Origin of the sequence: Sporosarcina sp. NCCP-2222, from assembly GCF_023168145.1 — a bacterium.
Lineage (GTDB): Bacteria > Bacillota > Bacilli > Bacillales_A > Planococcaceae > Sporosarcina.
In genome coordinates this window covers 557,682-580,288 of record NZ_BQYK01000001.1, presented here as the reverse complement: position 1 = coordinate 580,288, position 22,607 = coordinate 557,682, and the positions used below count along the sequence as shown (strand labels likewise).

Genomic DNA, 22,607 nt, shown 5'->3' with positions numbered 1-22,607 from the left:
AGGGTACACTACAATAAACTAACTCTAAATAGTGTCGGCTATGACAAGGAGTAGTAATCTGGAAGGTCGTTTTAGAGAGCAGGCGGTTGGTGCAAGCCTGTACGACGCAAGGATGAACTCGCCTTAGAGCCCGTATCGGTGAATGTAAACTAGCCGGTGCCGTTTTCCTCGTTACGGATCAAGCTGAGCAGAGTAATCTGCTAATTTGGGTGGCACCGCGGGAGAAAATACTCTCGTCCCTTTTCATAAGGGACGGGGGTATTTTTTTATTTTCCCCCATACTCGCAAGGACATGATTTGGAGAGCAGGAAGGAATGATTTCATGAGTTACAACCATTTGCAGATTGAAAAGAAATGGCAACAATACTGGAAGGATCAAAAGACATTCAAGACGATTGACGATCCTTCAAAACCAAAGTTCTACGCACTTGATATGTTCCCGTATCCGTCGGGTGCAGGTCTTCACGTCGGGCATCCGCTCGGCTACATCGCAACCGATATCCTAAGCCAATTCAAACGGAAACAAGGCTACAATGTCCTTCATCCGATGGGCTGGGATGCATTCGGATTACCGGCTGAACAATACGCGATCGATACAGGCAACGATCCGGCTGAATTTACGGCGAAAAATATTGCGACGTTCAAACGCCAAATGAACGATTTAGGATTTTCATATGACTGGGACCGTGAGATTAATACAACAGATCCGAAGTATTATAAATGGACGCAGTGGATCTTCATTCAATTGTTTAATAAGGGATTAGCCTATATCGATGAAGTTCCTGTCAACTGGTGTCCGGCACTTGGCACAGTTCTTGCGAACGAAGAAGTCATCGATGGGAAATCAGAGCGTGGCGGCCACCCGGTTGAACGCCGTCCGATGAGACAATGGGTGCTTCGCATTACGGAATACGCGGACCGCTTGCTTGAAGATTTGGATGAGCTTGATTGGCCAGACAGCTTGAAGGATATGCAGAGAAACTGGATCGGCCGTTCAGAAGGCGCGCAATTGACATTTGAAATTGACGGTACAGACTTGTCATTCGAAGCATTCACGACGCGTCCGGATACTATTTTCGGCGCGACGTATGCAGTCTTGGCGCCAGAGCATAAATTGGTGGAGCAAATTACGACAGATGAACAGCGCCAGGCGGTCAACGATTACTTGGATAAAGTAAAAGTGAAAAGCGATTTGGAGCGTACGGATCTAGCAAAAGAAAAGACAGGCGTATTTACGGGTGCTTATGCAATCAACCCGGCAAGTGGCGAGAAAATGCCGATCTGGATCGCGGATTATGTATTGGCTTCCTACGGCACAGGTGCCATTATGGCGGTGCCTGCACATGATGAACGCGACTACGAATTCGCTAAGACATTTGATCTTCCAATTGTCGAAGTAGTAGCTGGGGGCGATGTTTCGAATGAACCGTTTACAGGTGACGGGGAGCATATCAATTCCGAATTCCTGAACGGGCTTGGCAAAGAGGAAGCGATCGACAAGGCAATTGCCTGGTTCGTTGAAAATGGCAAAGGCGAGAAGAAAATTACGTACCGCCTTCGCGACTGGTTGTTCTCCAGACAGCGTTATTGGGGTGAACCGATCCCAATCATCCATTGGGAAGATGGTTCCATGACGACAGTTGATGAGTCAGAACTGCCTTTGACACTTCCGAAAACAACAAACATTAAACCGAGCGGAACGGGTGAATCACCGCTTGCTAACATTGACGAATGGGTGAATGTCGTCGATCCGGCTACAGGTATGAAAGGACGTCGCGAGACGAACACAATGCCGCAATGGGCAGGAAGCTGTTGGTATTATCTTCGTTATATCGATCCAGACAATGATGACATGATCATTGATCCGGAATTGGCTGAGCGCTGGCTTCCAGTCGACATTTATGTCGGCGGAGCAGAGCATGCTGTCTTGCACTTACTGTATGCGCGTTTCTGGCACAAAGTATTGTATGACGTAGGCGTCGTTAAAACGAAAGAGCCATTCCAGAAATTGTTCAACCAAGGCATGATCCTAGGAGAAGGCAATGAAAAAATGTCTAAATCCAAAGGGAATGTCGTGAACCCGGATGATATCGTCCATTCGCACGGTGCGGATTCATTGCGTCTTTATGAGATGTTCATGGGACCTCTTGATGCATCGAAAGCTTGGTCTACCAACGGACTTGACGGATCTCGCCGTTTCTTAGATCGGATTTGGCGTCTATTCGTCAATGAGGATGGAACGCTTAGCGAGAAAATCAAAGAAGTGACAGGCGGACCGCTAGAGAAGGTATACCATCAAACGGTGAAGAAAGTAACCGAAGACTTCGAAGCGATGCACAACAATACGGCCATCTCACAAATGATGGTGTTCATAAACGAAGCATACAAAGCGGACACCATTCCAAAAGAATACGTGGAAGGATTCGTCACAATGATTTCGCCAATTACTCCACATCTTGCAGAAGAACTATGGGAAAAATTGGGCCACTCCGAATCGATTACGTACACAGCATGGCCGTCCTATGACGAATCCAAGTTGCAAGACGACACAATCGAGATCGCTGTCCAAATCAACGGCAAAGTGAGAGCGAAATTGGAAGTATCCAAAGATATCTCCAAAGAGGACTTGGAAAAAGCAGCACTTGAAAACGAGCAAGTAAAGCAATGGATTGACGGCAAAGAACTGAAAAAAGTAATTGCCATTCCAGGCCGGCTTGTCAATATCGTCGCTGCAGAGTGACATTTATAACAGATGGAGAAAAACGATTGTTTTTCTCCATCTGTTTTTTGTTTTGGATACATGGGTATGGATGCTAGGTAGTAGGCGAAACGGAAGTGTTCGAAGTGACCGATACCATTGGTAAAGAGCGCTGGATATATGAGTGGGCGCCAATAAAACCGGGTGAACGCCAGAATATCAAGCCGAACGCCAGATAAATAGACTGAACGCCAGAAAATCAAGCCGAACGCCAGATAAATAGACTGAACGCCAGAAAATCAAGCCGAACGCCAGATAAATGAGCTGAACGCCAGAAAATCAAGCCGAACGCCAGATAAATAGACTGAACGCCAGAATATCAAGCCGAACGCCAGATAAATAGACTGAACGCCAGAATATCAAGCCGAACGCCAGATAAATGAGCTGAACGCCAGAATATCAAGCCGAACGCCAGATAAATGAGCTGAACGCCAGAAAATCAAGCCGAACGCCAGATAAATGAGCTGAACGCCAGAAAATCAAGCCGAACGCCAATAACCCCGGGTGAACGCCAAAAACTCGGGCTGAACGCCAAAAACTCCGGGTGAACGCCAAAAACTCCGGGTGAAAGCCAATAACTCTGGGTGAACGCCAAAAACTCCGGGTGAACGCCAAAAACTCGGGCTGAAAGCCAAAAACTCAGGTTGCCAAAAACTCGAGTTGAACGCCAATAACCCGAAATGAACGCCAATATAAAAGCGATCTATAACGATCAACGAATCCATACCAATCGATACTAATTAAAGACAACGGCAAACATTTTATCTCTTAACGAGAAAAATGGCTTTAGCCTCGAATTCCGAGCTAAAGCCATTCAGCCGTTGACCATTCATTTATCATGAAGGCTGCCCAAAACAGGACAGCCTCCACTTTCAATTTTTTCATCCCTCCGAAGCATACTGCCCGGCACTCATGCCTGCTATGCGGCCGGTGACGAGGGCGGAGGTAATATTATAGCCGCCAGTGTATCCGTGGATGTCGAGGATTTCGCCACAGAAATAAAGTCCTTCTTTTTTGCGGGAGGCCATCGTTTTCGGCTCAATTTCTTTGACCGACACACCACCGCCTGTAACGAACGCTTTCTCGATAGGCTGGGTGCCATTCACTGTCATCGTGAACGCTTTTAAGGAAGTGGAGAGCCTTCTTAGTTTATCGGTTGCGAGCGTGGCACCGATTTCGCTAGGGTCGATGCCGGCGCGGTCGAGTAGAAATAATAGCCAGCGTTCTGGCACGAGGCCTTTCCAGACATTTTTTACAGCCTTTTTTGGATCTTCCTTGATGTGGGTAGATAATAGTTGGAATACATTCTCTTCGTTTTTGTCTGGGAATGAGTCGATCCGGATATCGACAGGCTGATTGCCATTCTTTTTTCTTTCCTTTACGACATACTGGCTGCATCGGAGAATCGCCGGTCCGCTTAATCCAAAATGGGTGAAGAGCATGTCCATTTGGTGCGTAACGAGTGCTTTTCCTTTTGCATTCAAAACAGACACAGCTACATCTCTCAATGCGAGCCCTTGCAATTCTGCCGAGTTGATAAATGGCTCATTCGATAGTAAAGGCACTTCTGTCGGGTAGAGTTCGGTCACGGTATGTCCGGCCTTTTCTGCCCACGGGTAACCGTCGCCTGTTGAACCGGTTTGCGGAACTGCTTTCCCGCCTACTGCGACTACGATGGCCCGGGACCGAATTTCCTCGCCGGATTCAAGCCGGACCCCTATCACTTGTGTATCGTCCATCAACAGTTTTTTTACTCGTGTCTCGAGCTTTACGTGGACATTAAGACGGTCCATTTCGGACAGGAGAGCGTTGACGACATCCTTTGCTTTGTTTGATACTGGGAACATTCTACCGTGATCTTCTTCTTTTAACGGCACACCTAGTCCTTCAAAAAAGCGGATGATGTCTTCATTATTGAAAACCGAAAAAGGACCGTATAGAAAACGACCATTTCCGGGTATATGCTTAATGATCTCTTCGATGGGAAGGCGATTCGTCACGTTGCAGCGCCCGCCCCCTGAAATGGATAACTTGTGTCCAAGCTTTTTTCCTTTATCGAGCAGGAGGACCTTTTTTCCGTTTTCAGCTGCCGCAATCGAAGCCATCAAGCCGGAAGGACCCCCGCCGACTATAATAACGTCATACATAGTAGGTACCCCACACTTTCTGTTTTTCTTTATTATACACAATAACATTGATACCCATTGTGAAATTTGACGGTCGGGGGTAAACTATAACATAGCTCTAAAGAATGGATGGATCATTTATGTCATCAAATTTAGTAAAAGGCACGGCCATATTAACCATTGGGCTGTTTTTGTCGAAAGCTCTTGGTCTTTTGTATGTCATACCGTTTTATAGCATCATCGGGAAAGAAAATGTCGGATTGTACCAATACGCATACATACCTTATAATCTGGCGCTTTCCATCGCAATCTCTGGAGCACCTCTCGCTATCTCCAAATATGTCTCCAAATATAATGCGCTAGGTGATTACGCAACGGGAAAGAAATTGATGAAATCCGGAATGCTTGTCATGTCAGTCACCGGTTTTCTTTCGTTTTTAATACTCTACTTCCTTGCTGAGCCGATTGCTGGACTGGTACATAAATCAGAAGACCAAAGCTTTAGCATTGAGGAAATTGCAACTGTTATCCGCTGGGTCAGCTACGCGTTGCTTGCAGTTCCTCTCATGAGTATTGTCCGGGGCTATTTCCAAGGTTTTCAGAAATTCGAACCGACATCCGTTTCGCAGCTCGTTGAACAGATTATCCGAATCGGAGTCGTTCTGATCGGCGCTTATGTCGTTGTAGATGTCCTCAAACTCTCCCCGCGGACTGCTGTTAATTTTGCTGTTTTTGCCGCATTTATCGGTGCACTCGCTGGACTTGTCGTCTTGTATCGCTACTGGATGAAATACAAGCCGGAAATTCAGCAGCTGTATGATGCAAGTCCGCCGGCAAGCGAGATTACGTTTGTCGATATGTACAAAGAAGTAATCGGTTATACGATACCTTTCGTTTTAGTGGGAGTCATTAATCCGTTATATCAGTTCGTTGATATGATCACATTTAATGAAGCAATGGGATCGATCGGTCTAGCTAAAGTATCGGATGAATATTTGTCGATGCTGAACTTCTTAACGCATAAGATTGTGATGATTCCGGTTATGGTTGCAACTGGATTTTCTATGGCGCTTATCCCGGTCGTCACAAACTATTACACGAAAAAGGATCAGAAGGGGATTAATCGTTCTTTGGATCAAACGTTCCAAATTATGCTGTACCTCACAATCCCGATGGTCATTGGCTTAATGGTTCTTTCTAATGAAACTTATCAATTTCTTTATGAAAAAGACACTGTAGGGGCTGACGTTCTATTCAGTTATGCTCCGGTTGCCATTCTGTTTGGACTCTTCACAGTGACAGCCGCTATCTTACAAGGAATCGATAAGCATAAATGGATTGTTTTCACGTCCTTGCTTGGCTTGCTATTTAAATTAATGCTGAACATCCCGCTCATTAAAATGTTTGAAACGGATGGCGCCATTGCGGCTACGGCGATTGGATATATCATCGCTGTTGGAATTAATATCGTTGTTATCGCCAAGGAATTGAATTACCGTTCGAAAATGGTGTACCGACGACTGATCTTAATCAGCATTTTCAATTTGATCATGCTGATCGCTGTCCACTTAACGTTAAAAGGATTGCTTGCCATCAGTCCTGTAGGAGGCAAATTCCAAGCCTTGCTTTATATCGCCATCTGTGCGGCTGTCGGTGCTGCTATTTATGGTTTCCTGTCATTAAAAACAGGATTGGCACAAAAGTTGTTCGGAGAACGGCTGACAAGATTTACGAAGAAATTCGGTTTTGGAAGGTGACGGTATGAGACTTGATAAATTGCTTGCCAATATGGGCTATGGATCTCGAAAAGAAGTGAAACAGCTATTGAAAAAAGGCGCAGTCAAAGTGAATGATGTGCCTGTAAAAGATGCAGCCTCTCATGTGGAACCGCATAAGGATGTGGTTTCAATTCTAGGAGAGCAGGTGGTTTATAAGGAATTCATTTATCTTATGATGAATAAGCCGCCTGGTGTTGTATCAGCCACAGAGGATTACCGGGATCGGACGGTTGTTGATCTGCTGGAACCAGAAGATCGCCATTTTGATCCGTTTCCTGTCGGAAGGCTTGATAAGGATACGGAAGGTCTTCTGTTATTGACGAATGATGGGAAGCTGACACACAATCTCCTTTCGCCGAAAAAGGAAGTGCCGAAGACGTATTTTGCCCGCATTGAGGGCGTTGTTACGGAAGAGGATATTTTGCTTTTTGCACAAGGACTGACGCTGGAAGATGGTTTTGAAACGAAGCCAGGCATTTTGCGGATACTTGATTCCAATGCAATTTCTGAAATCGAGTTGACAATTACAGAAGGGAAGTTTCATCAAGTGAAGAGGATGTTCGAGGCGGTCGGGAAGCGTGTCATCTATTTAAAGCGTTTGTCGATGGGAGCATTGGAGCTTGATGACGAATTAAACTTGGGGGAGTACCGTGAATTGACCGATGAGGAATTGTCTTCAATCCTCACCCCATGAAGCTGCAAAAAAGGAGGCTGTTCGGCATGTCATATCGACTGCCGGACAGCCTCCTTTCCGTTAAGGAAAGCAATATTAGGAAGGCAATTTCACTTTTTTCTTAGTTGTCGTCCATTTTCCGCGCGCCGGGCTTATAATGAGCTCGTTGTATTCAAGAACATTTAAATCCCTTTGTGCTGTGCGGTTTGTTATTCCGAATTCCTCGACCACGTTTTCTGTTGTGACTGTACCTCTGTCAAGGATGTATAGATAAACGTCTTTGATTCGGGTAAGCATACGATCAGTAGCAGGATTCAACTTGGAGACCACTCCTTCATCTTCATTTTCCAAAATCGATGGGCATGAGACGTCTGAATGTTACCTTTGCTCGTGAAATTGCTCCTGATATTGCACTCCTTTCACATCTAGGAATGTCAGTGAATTGTTCTGACAATACAATTATAGCGCATTACTATTAAAAATGCATGAATTTATTGTTAACTTTGTCTTTTGGTACAACCTATGAAGAAGAGACAATAACACGAGATAATTTTCGATTTTAGAGAGGCGGAAAATCTAACAGAAACTGTTGAAAATGAAATACTTGGATACGAAGGATTGTTCTTTATTTTATTCGCCCAACGTGTGAAAATAGAGAGTATTAATGAAAAGAGGTGCTTGAATTGATGGATTGGAAAGAAGAGGCGTTACGACGGCAAGAGCAGATCATCACAGATTTGCAGCAATTGGTTTCCATCCCTTCCGTACTCGATGAAAGCTCTGCTTCCAAGGAAGCTCCCTTTGGGCCGGGTCCAGCCGAGGCTTTGGGATGGATGCTGGAGGAGGGACGCCAAGCGGGTTTTACAGTGAAGGACATCGATCATATGGCAGGTCATATTGAGATGGGAGAAGGCGATGAATTGCTCGGCATTCTTTGTCATGTAGACGTGGTTCCTGCAGGAAGCAATTGGACATACGGTCCTTTTGAAGGGGCTGTGAAAGAAGGGAAATTGTTTGGCCGTGGTGCGATTGATGATAAAGGCCCGACAATCGCGGCTTGGCATGCCATGAAAATGGTGAAGGAAGCAGGCATTCCTTTGACAAAAAGAGTGCGGCTCATTGTCGGTGCTGACGAAGAAAGCGGCTTCCGATGTATGGACCGTTATTTCGAAACGGAAGAAATGCCAACGCTCGGCTTTGCCCCGGATGCCGATTTTCCAATTATCCATGCGGAGAAAGGCATTGCGTCACTTCATTTCAGTCAACATTCATTCAAACCAGACGGCCAGCTGCTCAAGTTCCAATCTGGAAATCGGACGAATATGGTTCCAGATCATGCTGAGGCGGTAACATCGCTAAATGCTTCTGACATATCGGAGCAGTTTGAGAGTTACTTAAATATCAACTCAGCAAAAGGGTCTATTACTAAAGAAAACGGACAAACGATTATTACGGTAGAAGGGAAATCCGCACATGCCATGGAGCCCGATCAAGGGATCAATGCGGCCGTTCTTCTTGCTTCCTTCCTGAACCGTGTCTTCAAGGAAGGCTCATCCAAAGATTTCACTCAGTTCATGCTTGATGCATTTGGGACAGAAACGAGAGGGAATTTTCTTGGTTTAGCATTTAACGATGAAGTGTCCGGCGATACGACGTTGAATGCAGGCATTGTAGAATTTACTGAATCTGCTGGAGGAATCATAAAAGTTAGTATGCGCTATTCCGTTACGTATCCGTTTGATGATAAAATCGAGACTTGCAAAGAAAGACTTGAACAGACGGCATTTCAGCTGGCTGTTTCATCTAACTCCAAACCGCATCATGTGGATGCGGAAGATCCGTTCATCAAAACGCTTCAAGCCGTCTACACAGACCACACCGGTGATGAGGCCGAACTATTGGCTATTGGAGGCGGTACGTATGCGAGAGTGTTGGAAAAAGGCGTCGCTTTCGGCATGCTTTTCCCTGGCAGGGAGGATGTCGCACACCAAGCGGATGAATATGTATATATAGAAGACTTGATGAAAGCGACAGCTATTTATGCAGATGCCATCAGCCGACTGGCTGGAGAAAAGAAAGGGGAACAATGATGATATATTTTATGAATGGTCAATTTACGGACCAAGAGGGATGTACAATCTCCATCGATGATCGTGGCTATTATTTTGGAGATGGGGTATATGAGGTTGTAAAGGTATATAATGGAGAACTTTATACTGCAGAGGAACATTTCAACCGGCTTGTGGAAAGTGCGGAAAAAGTGAAGATGGTGCTGCCTTACTCGAAAGAGGAATTGATCGGTATCGCCAGCGAACTAGTCAAGGCAAATCAAATTGAAACGGGCCATATTTATATCCAAGCAACAAGAGGGGTTTCCCCAAGAACGCATCAGTTTCCCGAAATTCCAGTCACTCCTGTCGTGACTGCGTATGCCATCAATAATCCTAGACCTTTGAAAAATATTGAAGAAGGCGTCCGAGTAAAAATCGTTGACGATGTGAGATGGCTTCGGTGTGATATTAAAAGCTTGAATTTATTAGGCAATGTATTGGCTAAACAAGAAGCTTTTGAAGCAGGTTGTGCGGAAGCGTTATTTGTACGGGATGGCATCGTGATGGAAGGCTCATCCTCAAATGTTTTCGGCATTAAAAATGGCACAGTCTATACACACCCTGCCACAAATCTTATCTTAAATGGGATTACTCGCCGCGTTGTAATGAAGCTTTGCGAAGAACTCGCAATTCCGTTTGTGGAGAAAGAGTTCACACCAATCGAAGCATTAAGCATGGATGAATTTTTCCTTACTTCCACAACCGCGGAAATTACCCCGATCGTTTCAATTGATGGCCATCCGATCGGAAATGGACAGCCGGGTACTGTGACGAAACAGTTGCAGGAGGCTTTTGCCCGCCAAATACCAGTACCGGTCAAAGCAAACTGAACGGAGTGAAATGCCATGGCGCAGCTAGTGAAGTTGCTAGATTATATTTCCCGATATGAAAATGATTTGTCACGATATCCGACACAGTTTATCAGGCTGAAAAAATCACAGTGGGAACGGATGAGGTTTCAATGGGAAAATGGAACGGATCTATCTGTGTTAGAAACAGAAGATGAAGGATCCGGAGGTAACCCGGAGGATCGGAAATGGTTTAACCCGATTCTCCGGCTATTCAACCGGAAACAGGAACCAGAGGATGAGCAGATCGAGGAGCAGGAAGCGGATGCCGAGGAGGAATTCGATTTTCAGCCGAACCTTGTTCAGCGCCCAAATGACATTGCACATATGCGCAAGCTCTACTTGGACCAGCTGTTTCATTTTCAAATCAAATGGGCCAGTTCTACCTTATTGGATAAGTCCAGAGTGGACGCTCGTTTTTTTCGTGACATGTTTCTGCGGGAATTAACATTACAATTACCAGACAGTTATTTATTGTTTTATTACCCGATTGTAAAAGTGAAGAAAGCGCCTGTTGAACTGGACATCATTTTACTTACCCCCATCGAATGCATGTGCCTGACAGTCGTTGAAAAGGAAGATGCAGCGGTTTTCATTGGGGAGAGCGATCGGTTTTGGTTAAAAAAGTTCGGGGACCAGGAAGCAAAATTGCTAAATCCGACCATTGGCTTGAATCGGATGGAAAAGATCATCACAGGGTTATTCGCACGGGAAGGGATTGAGTTCCCGGTACGCAAATATATCGTTTCCCGTAATGGCTATATTGATTATCCCGGATCGCCTTATGATATCCGGGCTATTGACCGGCGTTCGTTCCCAGATTGGTTCAATGGTTTGGCGCAATCGACGACACCGATGAAATTCAATCAATTCAAGGCGGCGCAAGCCATTTTGGATATCGGCCAGACGACTGCAATGAGCCGGCTTTTGGAATCATTTGAACAGCCAGAGGAACAGGACGAGGAAGAATAAAGATTATAGAAATGAGTGTAGAGATATGCGGTTACGCAACAAACCATGGGCGAAGGATTTTATGGCCCAGCATCCAGATGTGTTAATTCTGGACGAAGAACGGCCAAAAGTAGATTGGCAGCAGGAATTCGGTAACGAACATCCAATTCATATTGAAGTGGGTACTGGCAAAGGTCAATTTATTATCGGAATGGCTCTTGCCAACCCAGAAATCAACTATATCGGTATTGAGCTTTTTGACAATGTCATCGTTTCGGCGCTGGAAAAGGTAATTGAAATGGACAAGCCGAAGAATTTACGCTTATTGCGCGCGAATGGCGCTAATTTGACAGAGCTGTTTCAGGAAGGACAAGTGGATCGGGTTTACTTGAATTTTTCGGATCCTTGGCCTAAAACGAGACATGCGAAAAGACGTTTGACGCATGAGTCGTTTTTACAGCGCTATGAAACAGTTTTGAGAAAGAATGGGGAGATTCATTTTAAGACAGATAACCGGAAGTTGTTTGAGTATTCGCTTACGTCCATGTCTGCTTACAAAATGAAACTTCAATTCGTTTCGTTGGACCTTCATGCGGATATGCCGGAAGATAATATTATGACGGAGTACGAAGAAAAGTTTTCGGCAAAAGGCATGCCGATCTACCGCCTGGAAGCACAGTTCTGCGAATAATGCACGAATAAGTAAAGGGGGATGGAATTGTGGATACATATACGTTTCACAATATGAAATTGACATGGTTAGACGGGGGCGTCAACTTTTTGGATGGCGGGACGATGTTTGGTGTCGTTCCGAAAGCATTGTGGGCAAAGCGTTATGCCTGTGATGAGGATAATTTGATTGAACTGCGGACGGATCCGATTCTCGTTCAATACGAAGGCAAAAATATGTTGATCGATTCTGGGATGGGGAACGGAAAACTGAACGAAAAAATGAAACGGAATCTGGGTGTCCGGGCAGAATCGAAAGTCAAAGAAAGTTTAGATGAATTAGGATTGACACCTGCCGATATTGATCTCATTCTAATGACACATCTGCACAATGACCATGCCGCAGGGTTGACGGGATTGCAGGATGGCGAGCTGGTTTCGATGTTTCCGAATGCCGAAATCATCGTGTCACAAGTCGAATGGGATGAAATGCGCAATCCAAATATCCGATCGAGGAACACATATTGGAAAGAAAACTGGGAGCCAATCCAGCAGCAAGTGAAGACGTTCACTGACGAAATCACGATCTTGCCGGGCATCTCTATGATTCATACGGGTGGCCATAGTGACGGCCATAGCATTGTAAAGCTTGAGCAAGAAGGCGAAACGATTCTTCATATGGGAGATATTATGCCGACGCACGCTCATAGCAATCCGCTATGGGTGCTGGCGTATGACGACTACCCGATGACATCCATTTTCGCTAAGGAACGATTAATGAAAGAAGCATTGGCGAACGGCTACCGTTTTATATTTTACCACGATGCGGTGTACCGGTTGGTCAAGTGGGATGAATCTGGAAAAGAACTGATTGAAACCATAGACTGTCATGCATAATAAAAGTCGCAGGAGCGGGTAAATCCCAGACTCTGCGACTTTTTTATTATTTTTTAATCAATTCAACGACGGTTCCAGTTTTTGAATCTGCCGCAAACTCAAATTGCTCCAGGGAGCCGTTTTGAATGCGTGAAATGCCGCCACGGTATACATCCATTGTAATGACGCCATTATGGAACGGTTCAGGTTTCATAACAATCCAGGAACCATCAATCGGTCCCTCTTTTTTAAATGCCTCTTTGACAGAACGCAGCACATCCTCGGCTGGTGTATTCATTTCTATTCTTCCAATTGCTTGATTGACGATGAGTCCGGCTGCTACCCCAGTTAACACTCCCGCAAGGAAATCTTTTAATTTCATCGGTACGTAACCCCCTCCATCAGTTTCTTTCCAAGTGTACCATAATTCTGTTGATTATAGCAGATTCCGTAAGGCTCGTGAATTAATTCGAACTAGAGGACAGCTCACAGAAAAACGTTCTCAAGAAGGGAAACGACACTTGTAAAGTAAACTATTTCGAGAAGGGGGACTTAACTATCATTTCTCATAATTTGATAAATAAGTATTTGAATATTTCGCCAGATAGTGTAGTATTTTCTCCATAATCAAAAAACTTATGATTAAAGGGGGTATGTCCAATGAAGGTTGAAAGCGCATACAAAGAGAAAACCAAGAAAAAAAAGGGGGGCGCCGGACCTTTAGCGGGCCAGGGAGCAATTGATTACGAAAAGATAGTATCAAGCCCGGAGTATAAAGAAATGCTGCGTCGGAAAAAACGTTTCATCGTCCCGATGACTATTTTTTTCCTCGCATTTTACTTTATGCTGCCGATCATGACATCGTATTCAACAGTACTGAATACGCCTGTGTTTGGCGATATCACTTGGGCTTGGGTGTTTGCTACTGCTCAGTTCATCGTCACGTGGGTTTTGTGTGTCATGTACGTAAAAAAATCAAATTCATTTGATAAAGATTCAGATGAAATTATTAAAATGATTGAACGGGATGGGGGCTCGGCTTAATGAATGCAACGGTTGTAATATTATTTCTGGCGATTGTCATCGCTACTTTGTTCATAACGTATTATGCAGCGAAGCGGACACAAACTACCGGCGATTTTTATACAGCAGGCGGTGGTCTGACAGGCTGGCAGAATGGACTGGCTATTGCAGGGGACTACTTATCGGCAGCCTCGTTTCTTGGGATTGCTGGCGCGATTGCACTTTTTGGTTTTGATGGATTCTTTTATAGTATCGGTTTCCTGATCGCGTACTTGGTTGTCATGTTCCTAGTTGCAGAACCTCTTCGAAATTTGGGGAAATATACGCTGGCAGATATGATTAATGCCCGCTTTGATGCCAAAAAAGTTCGTGGCATGGCCGCATTCAGTACTATCACGATCGTCATTTTCTATATGATTGCGCAGCTGGTGGGGGCCGGTGCGCTCATTCAATTGCTGTTTGGCATTAAATATTGGATCGCTGTCCTCATTGTCGGCGTAATGATGACAGTATACGTATTGTTCGGCGGCATGACAGCAACGAGCTGGGTGCAGATTGTCAAAGCTGTTCTGCTAATGCTTGGGACAATAATTATCGCAGTTCTCGTATTTGCAAAATTTGATTTCAACCTAGTTAAGATGTTTGCTGAAGTCAAAACGGCTACTGTGCATGGGGCAGACTATCTGAAGCCGGGACTGAAGTATAAAGTTCCGCTCGATACATTGTCGCTAATGCTGGCGCTTGTGTTAGGAACCGCGGGGTTGCCGCATATTCTGATGCGCTTCTTTACCGTAAAAGATGCGAAGACAGCGAGAAGCTCAGTTGTTATCGCGACATGGATTGTCGGGATTTTCTATGTTCTGACTGTGTTCCTCGGCTTTGGCGCAGCGGCATTTGTCGGCTATGATGCCATTACGAAAGCGAATGCTGCAGGGAATATGGCTGCACCGCTGCTAGCCGGTGTGCTCGGAGGAGATATTTTAATGTCCTTCGTATCTGCAGTTGCTTTTGCTACAATCTTGGCAGTTGTTGCCGGGCTCGTCTTGACAGGGGCATCCGCGTTTGCCCATGATATTTACGGCCAGATTATTAAAAAAGGAAAGGCGAGCGATCGGGAGCAAATGCTGGCGGCACGATACGCATCATTAAGTGTTTCGGTTTTCTCCATTTTACTTGCCTTGTTCGCACAGTCGATGAATGTAGCATTCCTCGTCTCCTTGGCTTTCTGTATTGCTGCCAGTGCGAATTTGCCAGTCATCTTATATACAATCTACTGGAAAAAATTCAACACGACCGGAGCAATTACCGGGATGGCGGCAGGCCTTTTCTCTGCCCTCGTTCTCGTTGTAATCAGTCCGAACGTTTTTGCTCCGGAACCGGGACAAGCCATATTTGTCGGTACTGCTTTGTTCCCGCTCACGAATCCGGCCATTATTTCAGTGCCGCTAGGATTTTTAGGCGGTTATCTCGGAACGATCCTTTCCAAGGAAAAAGCCGATTATCGGAAATATGCAGAAGTAAGTGTCCGTGCCAATACAGGCTTTCGGGAATAAGCTTTTACATGAGCGAAGGGGACGAAAATCCCCTTCGTTTTTATGTATTTGAATGGCTAAAACGCAGTCTGTAAATTAATTCGGGTTCCTAATTATTCTGTTGGAAAGTTCATGCAAGATGGTCTACAATGAAATGAGGAATACATACTAGATTGGGGAGGACACGTTTCATGCAAAAAGAGACACTAACAATGTTCAAGACGTTGACAGAGCTGCCGGGGGCGCCTGGCAATGAACATATGGTTCGCAGCTATATGAGAAGTGAGTTAGAAAAATACTCAGACGAAATCGTGCAAGATAATTTAGGGGGCATTTTCGGTTTGCGCAAGGGACCTGAAGACGGTCCGCGGATTATGGTAGCCGGCCATATGGATGAAGTCGGTTTTATGGTCACTGCTATTACGGATAACGGCATGCTTCGTTTTCAGCCATTAGGCGGCTGGTGGAATCAAGTGCTCCTCGCACAGCGGGTGCAGATTATTACAGATGAAGGGCCGATCATCGGTGTTATCGGTTCCATTCCTCCGCATTTATTAAGTGATGAGGTTAGAAATAAACCGATGGATATTAAAAATATGCTGATTGATATCGGTGCGGATGATAAGGAAGATGCAAAGCGCCTTGGGATCCGCCCGGGCCAACAAATCGTTCCCGTATGCCCATTCACTCCGATGGCTAACGATAAGAAGATTTTGGCCAAAGCATGGGATAATCGCTATGGTTGTGGACTATCCATTGAACTTCTAAAAGAAGTGCATGGGGAAGAATTGCCAAATACGCTATACTCCGGTGCGAACGTAATGGAAGAGGTCGGTTTGCGTGGTGCCCAAGCAGCGGCACGGATGATTAATCCTGATCTATTCTTCGCGCTCGATGCAAGTCCTGCAAATGATGCTTCTGGCAATAAAAACGAATTTGGCCAGCTAGGAAAAGGTACGCTGCTCCGTATTTTTGACCGTACTATGGTCACTCATCGCGGCATGCGCGAGTTCATTTTAGACACGGCGGAGTCAAATAATATTCCGTACCAATACTTCATCTCCCAAGGAGGCACGGATGCCGGGCAAGTACATGTTTCCAATGAAGGCGTTCCAAGTGCGGTTATTGGTATCTGTTCTCGTTATATCCATACATCAGCATCGATTATTCATACGGATGATTATGCTGCTGCAAAAGAATTGCTCGTCAAACTGGTGAAAGCTTGTGATAAGACAACGGTGGAGACGATCAAAGCGAATGTCTGATTGTTTGATGTGATAGAAGCAAGTTAAAAACGAGACCGTCCTTTCAGTTGATGAAGGACGGTCTTGCCGCGAATGGAGTTGATCAAATGGATTTCGTTATCGGATCAAAAAATCATGCAAAAGTAAGTGCGGTTCGCAAGGTGTTGGAACTCCATCAACCAGAGTTCCACCTTCACGAAGCGAAGGTGCCATCCGGTGTAAAAGACCAGCCGTTTGGAGATGAGGAAACAAGACAGGGAGCGATCAATCGTGCGAAGAATGCTGCAGTAACGGTTGATGGTGCGATTGGCATCGGACTGGAAGGCGGTGTTCGCATGCTGGATGGGCAATTGTTTGTATGTAACTGGGGAGCGCTTGTACTGCCGGATCAAACAGTCTTTACTGCAGGCGGAGCACAGATCCCTCTTCCGGATGAAATTGCAGAAGAACTACATAAAGGCCAAGAATTGAGCGAAGCAGTCGATACCTATTTCAATGCACGTGGCATAAAGCATAGCGGTGGGGCAATGGGGATGTTTACAGCTCATGCAGTCAATCGGGATGCATTGTTTGAACATGTCATGCTATTGCTGATTGGCCAGATGAATTATGAGAGACAAAAATGATTCCGCTTGCTTGCATAACATAAGAAACAACTTTAAAATGAATATGCTCTTCTATAATTAACTAACTACTGACATGATGCACTGGATTGATGATAACTATATGTAAATTGATTGGGGGAAATTGAATGTTCCGCTCGTGGAAGTTCTTGTTCCTGCTCGTGAGCGCTATTTTTGTGCTTGGCGGGTGCGGCAAATCCATTGACCAAAAGGCGGAAGATGGGATTGCGGCAGCGCGTGATATTTTTGAACAGGATGGGAAGAATGCAACTGAGGAAATCGAGGGTGTTGCATTGTACAAGCCAGTTGGTTTCACAATTGAAGATGCATCTGACCCGCAAAATATTATCTTTTCGAATAAGGATGAGACATTTATTCTGTTCATTAATCCAAATGAAGAAAAGGATAGCCATCTATTCCATGATTTATTGAAATCGCAGGAAAAGATCGAAGTCATTAAAGAGGAAACATTTTCGGATAAAGGGTATTTTGGGTTTGCATCGGTATTAAAATCGGGTGACGGCAAGGTGGAACTTGTCACAAGTGTCGGCGGTGTGAAGATGACTACCATCACAAAAGAGAAAAATATAGAAAATTACATGGCGAGCATGATGGAAATCGTCCGATCTGTAAAGCAGCCGGATTGACAACCATACATGCTCAGCGATTGAAAGGACGTGGAACGGATTGAAATCTGAAGAGCTGGTAGAAGTGTTGAAAGAGCGGCTCCCTTCCGAAAGTTTTCAATGGCGTTTCGACCGGAAGACCGATAAAGTCCGTTTGGAACACAGCGGCTTGGGAAAAGGTATGGATATTTCCTTGCCAGAAATCTTAGCAAAGTATGAGGATAAAAAAGAACTGGCACTGGATGAAATCGTTTATACGATCCGTGAAACCTTTAATGCGATGGAGAAGGAAATGAATGAGGGATTCCATAAGGATCTGCCGATCTACCCTGTCATTCGTTCTACCTCTTTTCCGACTGAATCTACAGCAGGGCATCAGTTCATCACAAAAGATCATACAGCGGAAACACGGATCTATTATGCAATTGATTTAGGGACGACCTATCGGCTTATTGACGCCAGTATGTTGGAGTCGATCGGATTGACGGAAAATGAGATTGCAGAAGCGGCTTTATTTAAACTCCGCTCCTTGAAAACGGATTACAAGAAGGATGAAGTGGCGGGAAACCTGTTTTACTTTGTCAACAACAATGATGGCTATGATGCCAGCAGAATTTTAAACAGTGCATTTTTGAAGGAAATGGAAAGCAAAGTGGAAGGCCACATGACAGTTTCCGTGCCTCACCAAGATGTACTAATAATCGGTGACTTGCGAAATGATACTGGCTATGATGTTCTCGCACAGATGACGATGCAATTTTTCACTGTCGGAAAAGTGCCGATTACTTCCTTGTCATTCATTTACGAGCAAGGAAAGCTGGAGCCGATCTTCATCATGGCAAAAAACCGGATAGCTAGAAAGGATGGAAAAAAGAAATGAATGCATTTTACAATCCCGAAGGCGTAGGCAACGTACTACTCATACAATTTCTTGCAACGAAGCCGAAAAACGTAGAAGTAAAATCGTTGAATGATGTCACTCTTTTGAAGGATGAAGAGACGGGGGAACTGGCCGGCTTGAATCTATTCAATGCAACTGAATATGTCGATGTGGCAGGCAATGGTCAAATTGAAGTGACTGAGAAATTGGTTGCTGAGATTAGGGAAGCTTTAAAAAAGAACGATGTAGCAGTTGAGTTTACAGTGGATTTTTCACCAAAATTTGTCATCGGCCATATTGTAACGAAGGACAAGCATCCGAATGCTGATAAGTTGAGCGTATGTACTGTAGATGTGGGAGACGACACATTGCAAATCGTATGTGGAGCACCGAATGTGGAAGCTGGCCAGAAGGTCGTCGTTGCAAAAGTGGGCGCAGTTATGCCATCTGGCATGGTGATTCGGGATGCTGAATTACGTGGCGTTGCCTCCTCTGGGATGATTTGTTCCGCGAAAGAATTAGGATTGCCCAATGCACCGGAAGTAAAAGGGATCCTTGTTCTGTCTGAAACAGCGATACCGGGAGAGCCTTTCACAAATATGTGAATCTGTTAGGGGACATGCCAATTATGACAGACGGCCCCCGCCTTGGAGAGGCTTACATGTAGACAATCCTGCTTATGGAGACAAGTCGCATGGCATCTCCTTTGTATCATCTATCTCATATGAAACGTACTGTTATAGGCAGTACGTTTTTATCATTTTAGGGATAGGTTTGATTTCGCCATGTTGAACCTGTTAAAATAGAATGATCGACATGGAAAGAGTGATAATGTTGACTTGGTTTAAAAGAGTATTGAATCGAATTGTAAAGTCGGATAAGGATTATGAAACTGACACGGAAAACGAATATGAATACGAGTATGAATACGAACATGAACTAGTGACAAATGAACAACAGCAGGAGAGGGAAAGCGATAGCGAGCGAAAACACCCGCCGTCCTTCCGTTTCCCTATCATCACGGACGCCGAAATTTACGGCTGGGATGATGAGGAACCTGTGGATCGCCTGAAACCATCTGCCCCACCTCAGGAAATGCTGGAGGAAGACGGTTTTGAACCTGTACCGCTTTATCAAAATGAGCGTTGGCCAGGCAAAAATGAACGTGTGACCATCCATCGGACAGAAACCGAGCGGCGTTTGGATAAAAGTGCTCTCCGAATGACGGGAGCAACGATTGAAGCAGCTTCGGAACCAAAGCAAGAGAAAAAGGAGAAGGTGAAACCGGTACGGAACCGACCATTTACGCCTACACAGGTTCCATCTCCCGTTTACGGGTTCCGAACACCAAAAAGAACCGTCTTAGCAGAGGAGCAACTGCCAATTCCGCGAAGTCATGCCGAGAAGACGGGCGTACATAATGATTGGGCTGACCCCAATGCTTTGCAGAATGATGAAAAGAACCTGCCAGTTCAGGAGAGGGAAGATTCAACCACCTATAGGAATGTTGCGAGTCCTTCATCTTTGGCTGATGGGCAGGCAAAAGAACAGATGCATAGCCAGGAAGATTTGAAAGCAATAGAAGCAAGTGGCTTCGAGGAAGAACAGTCACCGCGAAATGAAGAACCTTTTGACCATTCTTTGGAAGAAGAGGCGGAGTGCGCTGAAGCAATTGAAGTGGAAGCTCCCACCTATGAGACAGAGGCGAAAGTAAATGACTTCGCTACTGAGCTGTTTGAAGAAACAGAGAATCATGTCATTACAGGTGAAGCAGATGTCCATATTGCCATCACGCATACAAATGATGAAGTGCAAGAGCATGAAGTTTCTGGAGAAATGGTAGATTTCATAGAAAGTCATTCTGGCAGCAGTGAGATGAATGGTCCGATGGATGAATATCAGGCTGCCAGTGTAACGGATGTTGAGCTAGAAGGTATGGTCGGCATCGGTGAAGCGAAAAACGTGCCGGAAGAACAGGTTGCTATCAGTAGCTCGAATGATGAGATGGAAGATAGTGGTAAATTAATTGAAGAGACGAAAGATTTCACTGCCATCGGTGAGGCAAATAATGAGGCGGTAATTCATGCTGCCATCAATGATTCGAGTGTTGAGTTGGATCAGGACTCTGCCGATGAAGATTCAGAAACTGTGGCGGAAAATAACGAAGCTTTCAGTGAAGTGAATGAAGATCCTGCCATATCCGGCCAATTGGATGTGGAGCCAGTACTCGATACTGCTGGGGAAAGCTCCATTGAACAGCCGGTAGAGCGGGAGAAGGTCGTCCCATTCAATGTACTTATGCTAAAATCGGACAAAATGAAAATTGACAAGACAGTAGAGCAGGTAGAGCAAGTTGCAGAGCCCGCTCAAGCTGAGAAGAAAACAGTCGAAGAACCCATCGAGCCGATAGAGGAAGAAGAGGAGCCTTATTATGCTTTTCCGTCATTGGATCTTTTGATTCAACCTGAGGAGCATATTGAAGATGTTGAATGGCTGGAATCCCAATCGGTTAAACTGGAGGAAGCCCTATCGTATTTCTCCATCCAGGCTAATGTGATGGAAGCAGTGCAAGGACCGACTGTTACACGCTTTGAATTGACAGTCGGCCACGGAACGAAAGTGAGTAAAATACGGAATTTGACGGACGATTTGAAACTCGCTTTGGCAGCGGAAGATATTCGCATTCAAGCGCCAATCCCGGGAACAAGCTCCATCGGCATTGAAATTCCGAATCGGCGGACACGCGCTGTCCGGATTTCTGAAGTCATTCAGACAGAACGATTCCGGCAATCGACGTCTCCTCTTGAGGCGGTGCTCGGATTAAGTTTGACGGGTGAACCGGTCACACTGGATTTGCGTAAAATGCCGCACGGAATGATAGCAGGTGCGACGGGCTCAGGAAAATCGGTCTGCATCAACTCCATCTTGACGAGTTTGATGTATAAGGCCTCCCCGACAGACGTGAAACTGCTATTAATCGATCCTAAGATGGTCGAATTGGCTCCGTATAATGGTGTTCCGCATTTACTCAGTCCGGTCATTACAGATGTAAAAGCGGCAACGGCTGCGCTGAAATGGGCTGTAGATGAAATGGAAAGGCGTTATGAACTCTTTGCCCATGCGGGTGCGAGAAATATTGAGCGCTACAATGAAATGGTCACTGGCAGCCGTCAGTTCTCCTTGAAGATGCCTTATTTGCTCATCGTCATTGATGAACTGGCAGACCTCATGATGACGGCACCAGCGGATGTGGAAGTTTCCATCAGCCGCATTACGCAGAAGGCAAGGGCTTGCGGTATTCATTTGATCATTGCCACGCAGCGACCATCCGTCGATGTCATTACAGGCACAATTAAAGCGAATGTACCGACACGTATCGCATTTTCGGTATCGTCCCAAGTGGATTCCAGAACCATTATCGATACCCCTGGTGCAGAACGTCTCCTCGGAAAAGGGGATATGCTGTATCTGGGTAATGGCCAATCTTCTTCTGTTCGATTGCAAGGGACATTTGTCACGGATGAAGAAATTGAACGTATAATAGAACACGTTCAAAATGAAGCAAAACCGGATTATTTGTTTGGCCAGGAGGATTTATTGGCCAATTCCATCGAAGAGGAGGAAACCGATCCCCTTTTTGAAGAGGCTTGCAAGTTCATAATTGAACATGGAAGCGCCTCAACATCCCTGCTGCAGCGCAATTTCGGTATTGGCTACAATCGTGCTGCAAAGCTGATGGATAAAATGGAGAAACTCTCGTTTATTTCTGAACAAAAAGGAAGCAAACCGCGGGATGTCTATTTGACTCAGCAGGAATTCGAACAGTATGTAAATCGGTTTGAACAAAACTAATCACGTAGCTAGTAAATAAATGCGGATTCATTCGTGG

General features: G+C 45.1%; 20 protein-coding genes and 1 other annotated feature. Of the genes, 16 read left to right on the top strand and 4 right to left on the bottom strand.

Going from position 1 to position 22,607, the window contains the following annotated elements; genetic code table 11:
* The first annotated feature begins 31 nt into the window (after positions 1–31).
* Positions 32–244 (top strand) — a binding site (T-box leader).
* Positions 245–322: 78 nt separating this feature from the next.
* Complete coding sequence (gene leuS, locus NCCP2222_RS03015) at positions 323–2,740, top strand: leucine--tRNA ligase (RefSeq protein WP_248509486.1); 2,418 nt, start codon at positions 323–325, stop codon at positions 2,738–2,740.
* Between the two features lie 417 nt (positions 2,741–3,157).
* Here the strand turns inward: leuS and NCCP2222_RS03010 are convergent, their stop codons facing one another.
* Positions 3,158–3,313 (bottom strand): hypothetical protein, encoded by a 156-nt coding sequence (locus tag NCCP2222_RS03010; RefSeq protein WP_248509481.1) that lies wholly within the window; start codon positions 3,311–3,313, stop codon positions 3,158–3,160.
* A 326-nt stretch (positions 3,314–3,639) separates the two neighbouring features.
* The gene (locus NCCP2222_RS03005; protein WP_248509480.1) at positions 3,640–4,905 is read right to left on the bottom strand and encodes a BaiN/RdsA family NAD(P)/FAD-dependent oxidoreductase; all 1,266 of its coding nucleotides are present in this window, start codon (positions 4,903–4,905) and stop codon (positions 3,640–3,642) included.
* 119 nt (positions 4,906–5,024) lie between these two features.
* Between NCCP2222_RS03005 and NCCP2222_RS03000 the strand changes: the two genes are divergently transcribed.
* On the top strand, positions 5,025–6,641 hold the full coding sequence (locus NCCP2222_RS03000) for a putative polysaccharide biosynthesis protein (RefSeq protein WP_248509479.1): 1,617 nt from the start codon (positions 5,025–5,027) through the stop codon (positions 6,639–6,641).
* Between the two features lie 4 nt (positions 6,642–6,645).
* Complete coding sequence (locus NCCP2222_RS02995; RefSeq protein ID WP_248509478.1) at positions 6,646–7,356, top strand: pseudouridine synthase; 711 nt, start codon at positions 6,646–6,648, stop codon at positions 7,354–7,356.
* 75 nt (positions 7,357–7,431) lie between these two features.
* Here the strand turns inward: NCCP2222_RS02995 and NCCP2222_RS02990 are convergent, their stop codons facing one another.
* The gene (locus NCCP2222_RS02990; protein ID WP_238082704.1) at positions 7,432–7,653 is read right to left on the bottom strand and encodes a DeoR family transcriptional regulator; all 222 of its coding nucleotides are present in this window, start codon (positions 7,651–7,653) and stop codon (positions 7,432–7,434) included.
* Positions 7,654–8,021: 368 nt separating this feature from the next.
* On the opposite strand from NCCP2222_RS02990, the gene pepV reads away from it, so the two are divergent.
* From pepV to NCCP2222_RS02965, 5 genes are read left to right on the top strand one after another with little or no spacing between them, the layout of a single operon-like run.
* Positions 8,022–9,425, top strand: coding sequence for a dipeptidase PepV (gene pepV / locus NCCP2222_RS02985; protein WP_248509785.1), 1,404 nt, complete (start codon positions 8,022–8,024; stop codon positions 9,423–9,425).
* A complete protein-coding gene (gene dat / locus NCCP2222_RS02980) occupies positions 9,425–10,276 on the top strand; it encodes a D-amino-acid transaminase (RefSeq protein WP_248509476.1) in 852 nt (283 codons plus the stop codon). Before pepV ends, dat begins: the two co-directional genes overlap by 1 nt.
* A 15-nt stretch (positions 10,277–10,291) precedes the next feature.
* A complete protein-coding gene (locus NCCP2222_RS02975) occupies positions 10,292–11,266 on the top strand; it encodes a nuclease-related domain-containing protein (RefSeq protein WP_248509474.1) in 975 nt (324 codons plus the stop codon).
* Between the two features lie 25 nt (positions 11,267–11,291).
* Positions 11,292–11,936, top strand: a complete 645-nt coding sequence (gene trmB, locus NCCP2222_RS02970; RefSeq protein ID WP_248509472.1) for a tRNA (guanosine(46)-N7)-methyltransferase TrmB — start codon at positions 11,292–11,294, stop codon at positions 11,934–11,936.
* Between the two features lie 29 nt (positions 11,937–11,965).
* Positions 11,966–12,811 (top strand): YtnP family quorum-quenching lactonase, encoded by an 846-nt coding sequence (locus NCCP2222_RS02965; RefSeq protein ID WP_248509470.1) that lies wholly within the window; start codon positions 11,966–11,968, stop codon positions 12,809–12,811.
* Between the two features lie 46 nt (positions 12,812–12,857).
* Here the strand turns inward: NCCP2222_RS02965 and NCCP2222_RS02960 are convergent, their stop codons facing one another.
* Positions 12,858–13,172, bottom strand: a complete 315-nt coding sequence (locus NCCP2222_RS02960; RefSeq protein WP_238082694.1) for a hypothetical protein — start codon at positions 13,170–13,172, stop codon at positions 12,858–12,860.
* 278 nt (positions 13,173–13,450) lie between these two features.
* Here NCCP2222_RS02960 and NCCP2222_RS02955 point away from each other — a divergent pair, with 278 nt between their 5' ends.
* From NCCP2222_RS02955 to NCCP2222_RS02920, 8 genes are all read left to right on the top strand, one after another.
* Positions 13,451–13,834 carry a DUF485 domain-containing protein gene (locus tag NCCP2222_RS02955; RefSeq protein WP_282570643.1) on the top strand — a complete coding sequence of 128 codons (384 nt, stop codon included), beginning with the start codon at positions 13,451–13,453 and terminating at the stop codon, positions 13,832–13,834.
* Positions 13,834–15,366 carry a solute symporter family protein gene (locus tag NCCP2222_RS02950; protein WP_248509469.1) on the top strand — a complete coding sequence of 511 codons (1,533 nt, stop codon included), beginning with the start codon at positions 13,834–13,836 and terminating at the stop codon, positions 15,364–15,366. Before NCCP2222_RS02955 ends, NCCP2222_RS02950 begins: the two co-directional genes overlap by 1 nt.
* A 170-nt stretch (positions 15,367–15,536) precedes the next feature.
* Positions 15,537–16,610, top strand: a complete 1,074-nt coding sequence (locus tag NCCP2222_RS02945; protein ID WP_248509467.1) for a M42 family metallopeptidase — start codon at positions 15,537–15,539, stop codon at positions 16,608–16,610.
* 86 nt (positions 16,611–16,696) lie between these two features.
* Positions 16,697–17,215, top strand: coding sequence for a DUF84 family protein (locus NCCP2222_RS02940; RefSeq protein WP_248509466.1), 519 nt, complete (start codon positions 16,697–16,699; stop codon positions 17,213–17,215).
* A gap of 125 nt (positions 17,216–17,340) precedes the next feature.
* Positions 17,341–17,859, top strand: coding sequence for a hypothetical protein (locus tag NCCP2222_RS02935; RefSeq protein WP_248509465.1), 519 nt, complete (start codon positions 17,341–17,343; stop codon positions 17,857–17,859).
* A 40-nt stretch (positions 17,860–17,899) separates the two neighbouring features.
* Entirely contained in the window at positions 17,900–18,718 is an 819-nt protein-coding gene (locus tag NCCP2222_RS02930) for a DUF1444 domain-containing protein (RefSeq protein WP_248509464.1), read from the top strand.
* Complete coding sequence (ytpR, locus tag NCCP2222_RS02925; RefSeq protein WP_248509463.1) at positions 18,715–19,323, top strand: YtpR family tRNA-binding protein; 609 nt, start codon at positions 18,715–18,717, stop codon at positions 19,321–19,323. The genes NCCP2222_RS02930 and ytpR overlap by 4 nt, the downstream gene beginning before the upstream one ends.
* 211 nt (positions 19,324–19,534) lie before the next feature.
* Positions 19,535–22,570, top strand: a complete 3,036-nt coding sequence (locus tag NCCP2222_RS02920; RefSeq protein WP_248509461.1) for a DNA translocase FtsK — start codon at positions 19,535–19,537, stop codon at positions 22,568–22,570.
* The last annotated feature ends 37 nt before the right edge of the window (positions 22,571–22,607 follow it).

Coding starts and splice junctions, on each gene's coding strand:
- leuS (WP_248509486.1), top strand. CDS start 323: ATGAGTTACAACCATTTGCAGATTGAAAAGAAATGGCAACAATACTGG.
- NCCP2222_RS03005 (WP_248509480.1), bottom strand. CDS start 4,905: ATGTATGACGTTATTATAGTCGGCGGGGGTCCTTCCGGCTTGATGGCT.
- NCCP2222_RS03000 (WP_248509479.1), top strand. CDS start 5,025: ATGTCATCAAATTTAGTAAAAGGCACGGCCATATTAACCATTGGGCTG.
- NCCP2222_RS02995 (WP_248509478.1), top strand. CDS start 6,646: ATGAGACTTGATAAATTGCTTGCCAATATGGGCTATGGATCTCGAAAA.
- pepV (WP_248509785.1), top strand. CDS start 8,022: ATGGATTGGAAAGAAGAGGCGTTACGACGGCAAGAGCAGATCATCACA.
- dat (WP_248509476.1), top strand. CDS start 9,425: ATGATATATTTTATGAATGGTCAATTTACGGACCAAGAGGGATGTACA.
- NCCP2222_RS02975 (WP_248509474.1), top strand. CDS start 10,292: ATGGCGCAGCTAGTGAAGTTGCTAGATTATATTTCCCGATATGAAAAT.
- trmB (WP_248509472.1), top strand. CDS start 11,292: ATGCGGTTACGCAACAAACCATGGGCGAAGGATTTTATGGCCCAGCAT.
- NCCP2222_RS02960 (WP_238082694.1), bottom strand. CDS start 13,172: ATGAAATTAAAAGATTTCCTTGCGGGAGTGTTAACTGGGGTAGCAGCC.
- NCCP2222_RS02955 (WP_282570643.1), top strand. CDS start 13,451: ATGAAGGTTGAAAGCGCATACAAAGAGAAAACCAAGAAAAAAAAGGGG.
- NCCP2222_RS02950 (WP_248509469.1), top strand. CDS start 13,834: ATGAATGCAACGGTTGTAATATTATTTCTGGCGATTGTCATCGCTACT.
- NCCP2222_RS02945 (WP_248509467.1), top strand. CDS start 15,537: ATGCAAAAAGAGACACTAACAATGTTCAAGACGTTGACAGAGCTGCCG.
- NCCP2222_RS02940 (WP_248509466.1), top strand. CDS start 16,697: ATGGATTTCGTTATCGGATCAAAAAATCATGCAAAAGTAAGTGCGGTT.
- NCCP2222_RS02935 (WP_248509465.1), top strand. CDS start 17,341: ATGTTCCGCTCGTGGAAGTTCTTGTTCCTGCTCGTGAGCGCTATTTTT.
- ytpR (WP_248509463.1), top strand. CDS start 18,715: ATGAATGCATTTTACAATCCCGAAGGCGTAGGCAACGTACTACTCATA.
- NCCP2222_RS02920 (WP_248509461.1), top strand. CDS start 19,535: ATGGAAAGAGTGATAATGTTGACTTGGTTTAAAAGAGTATTGAATCGA.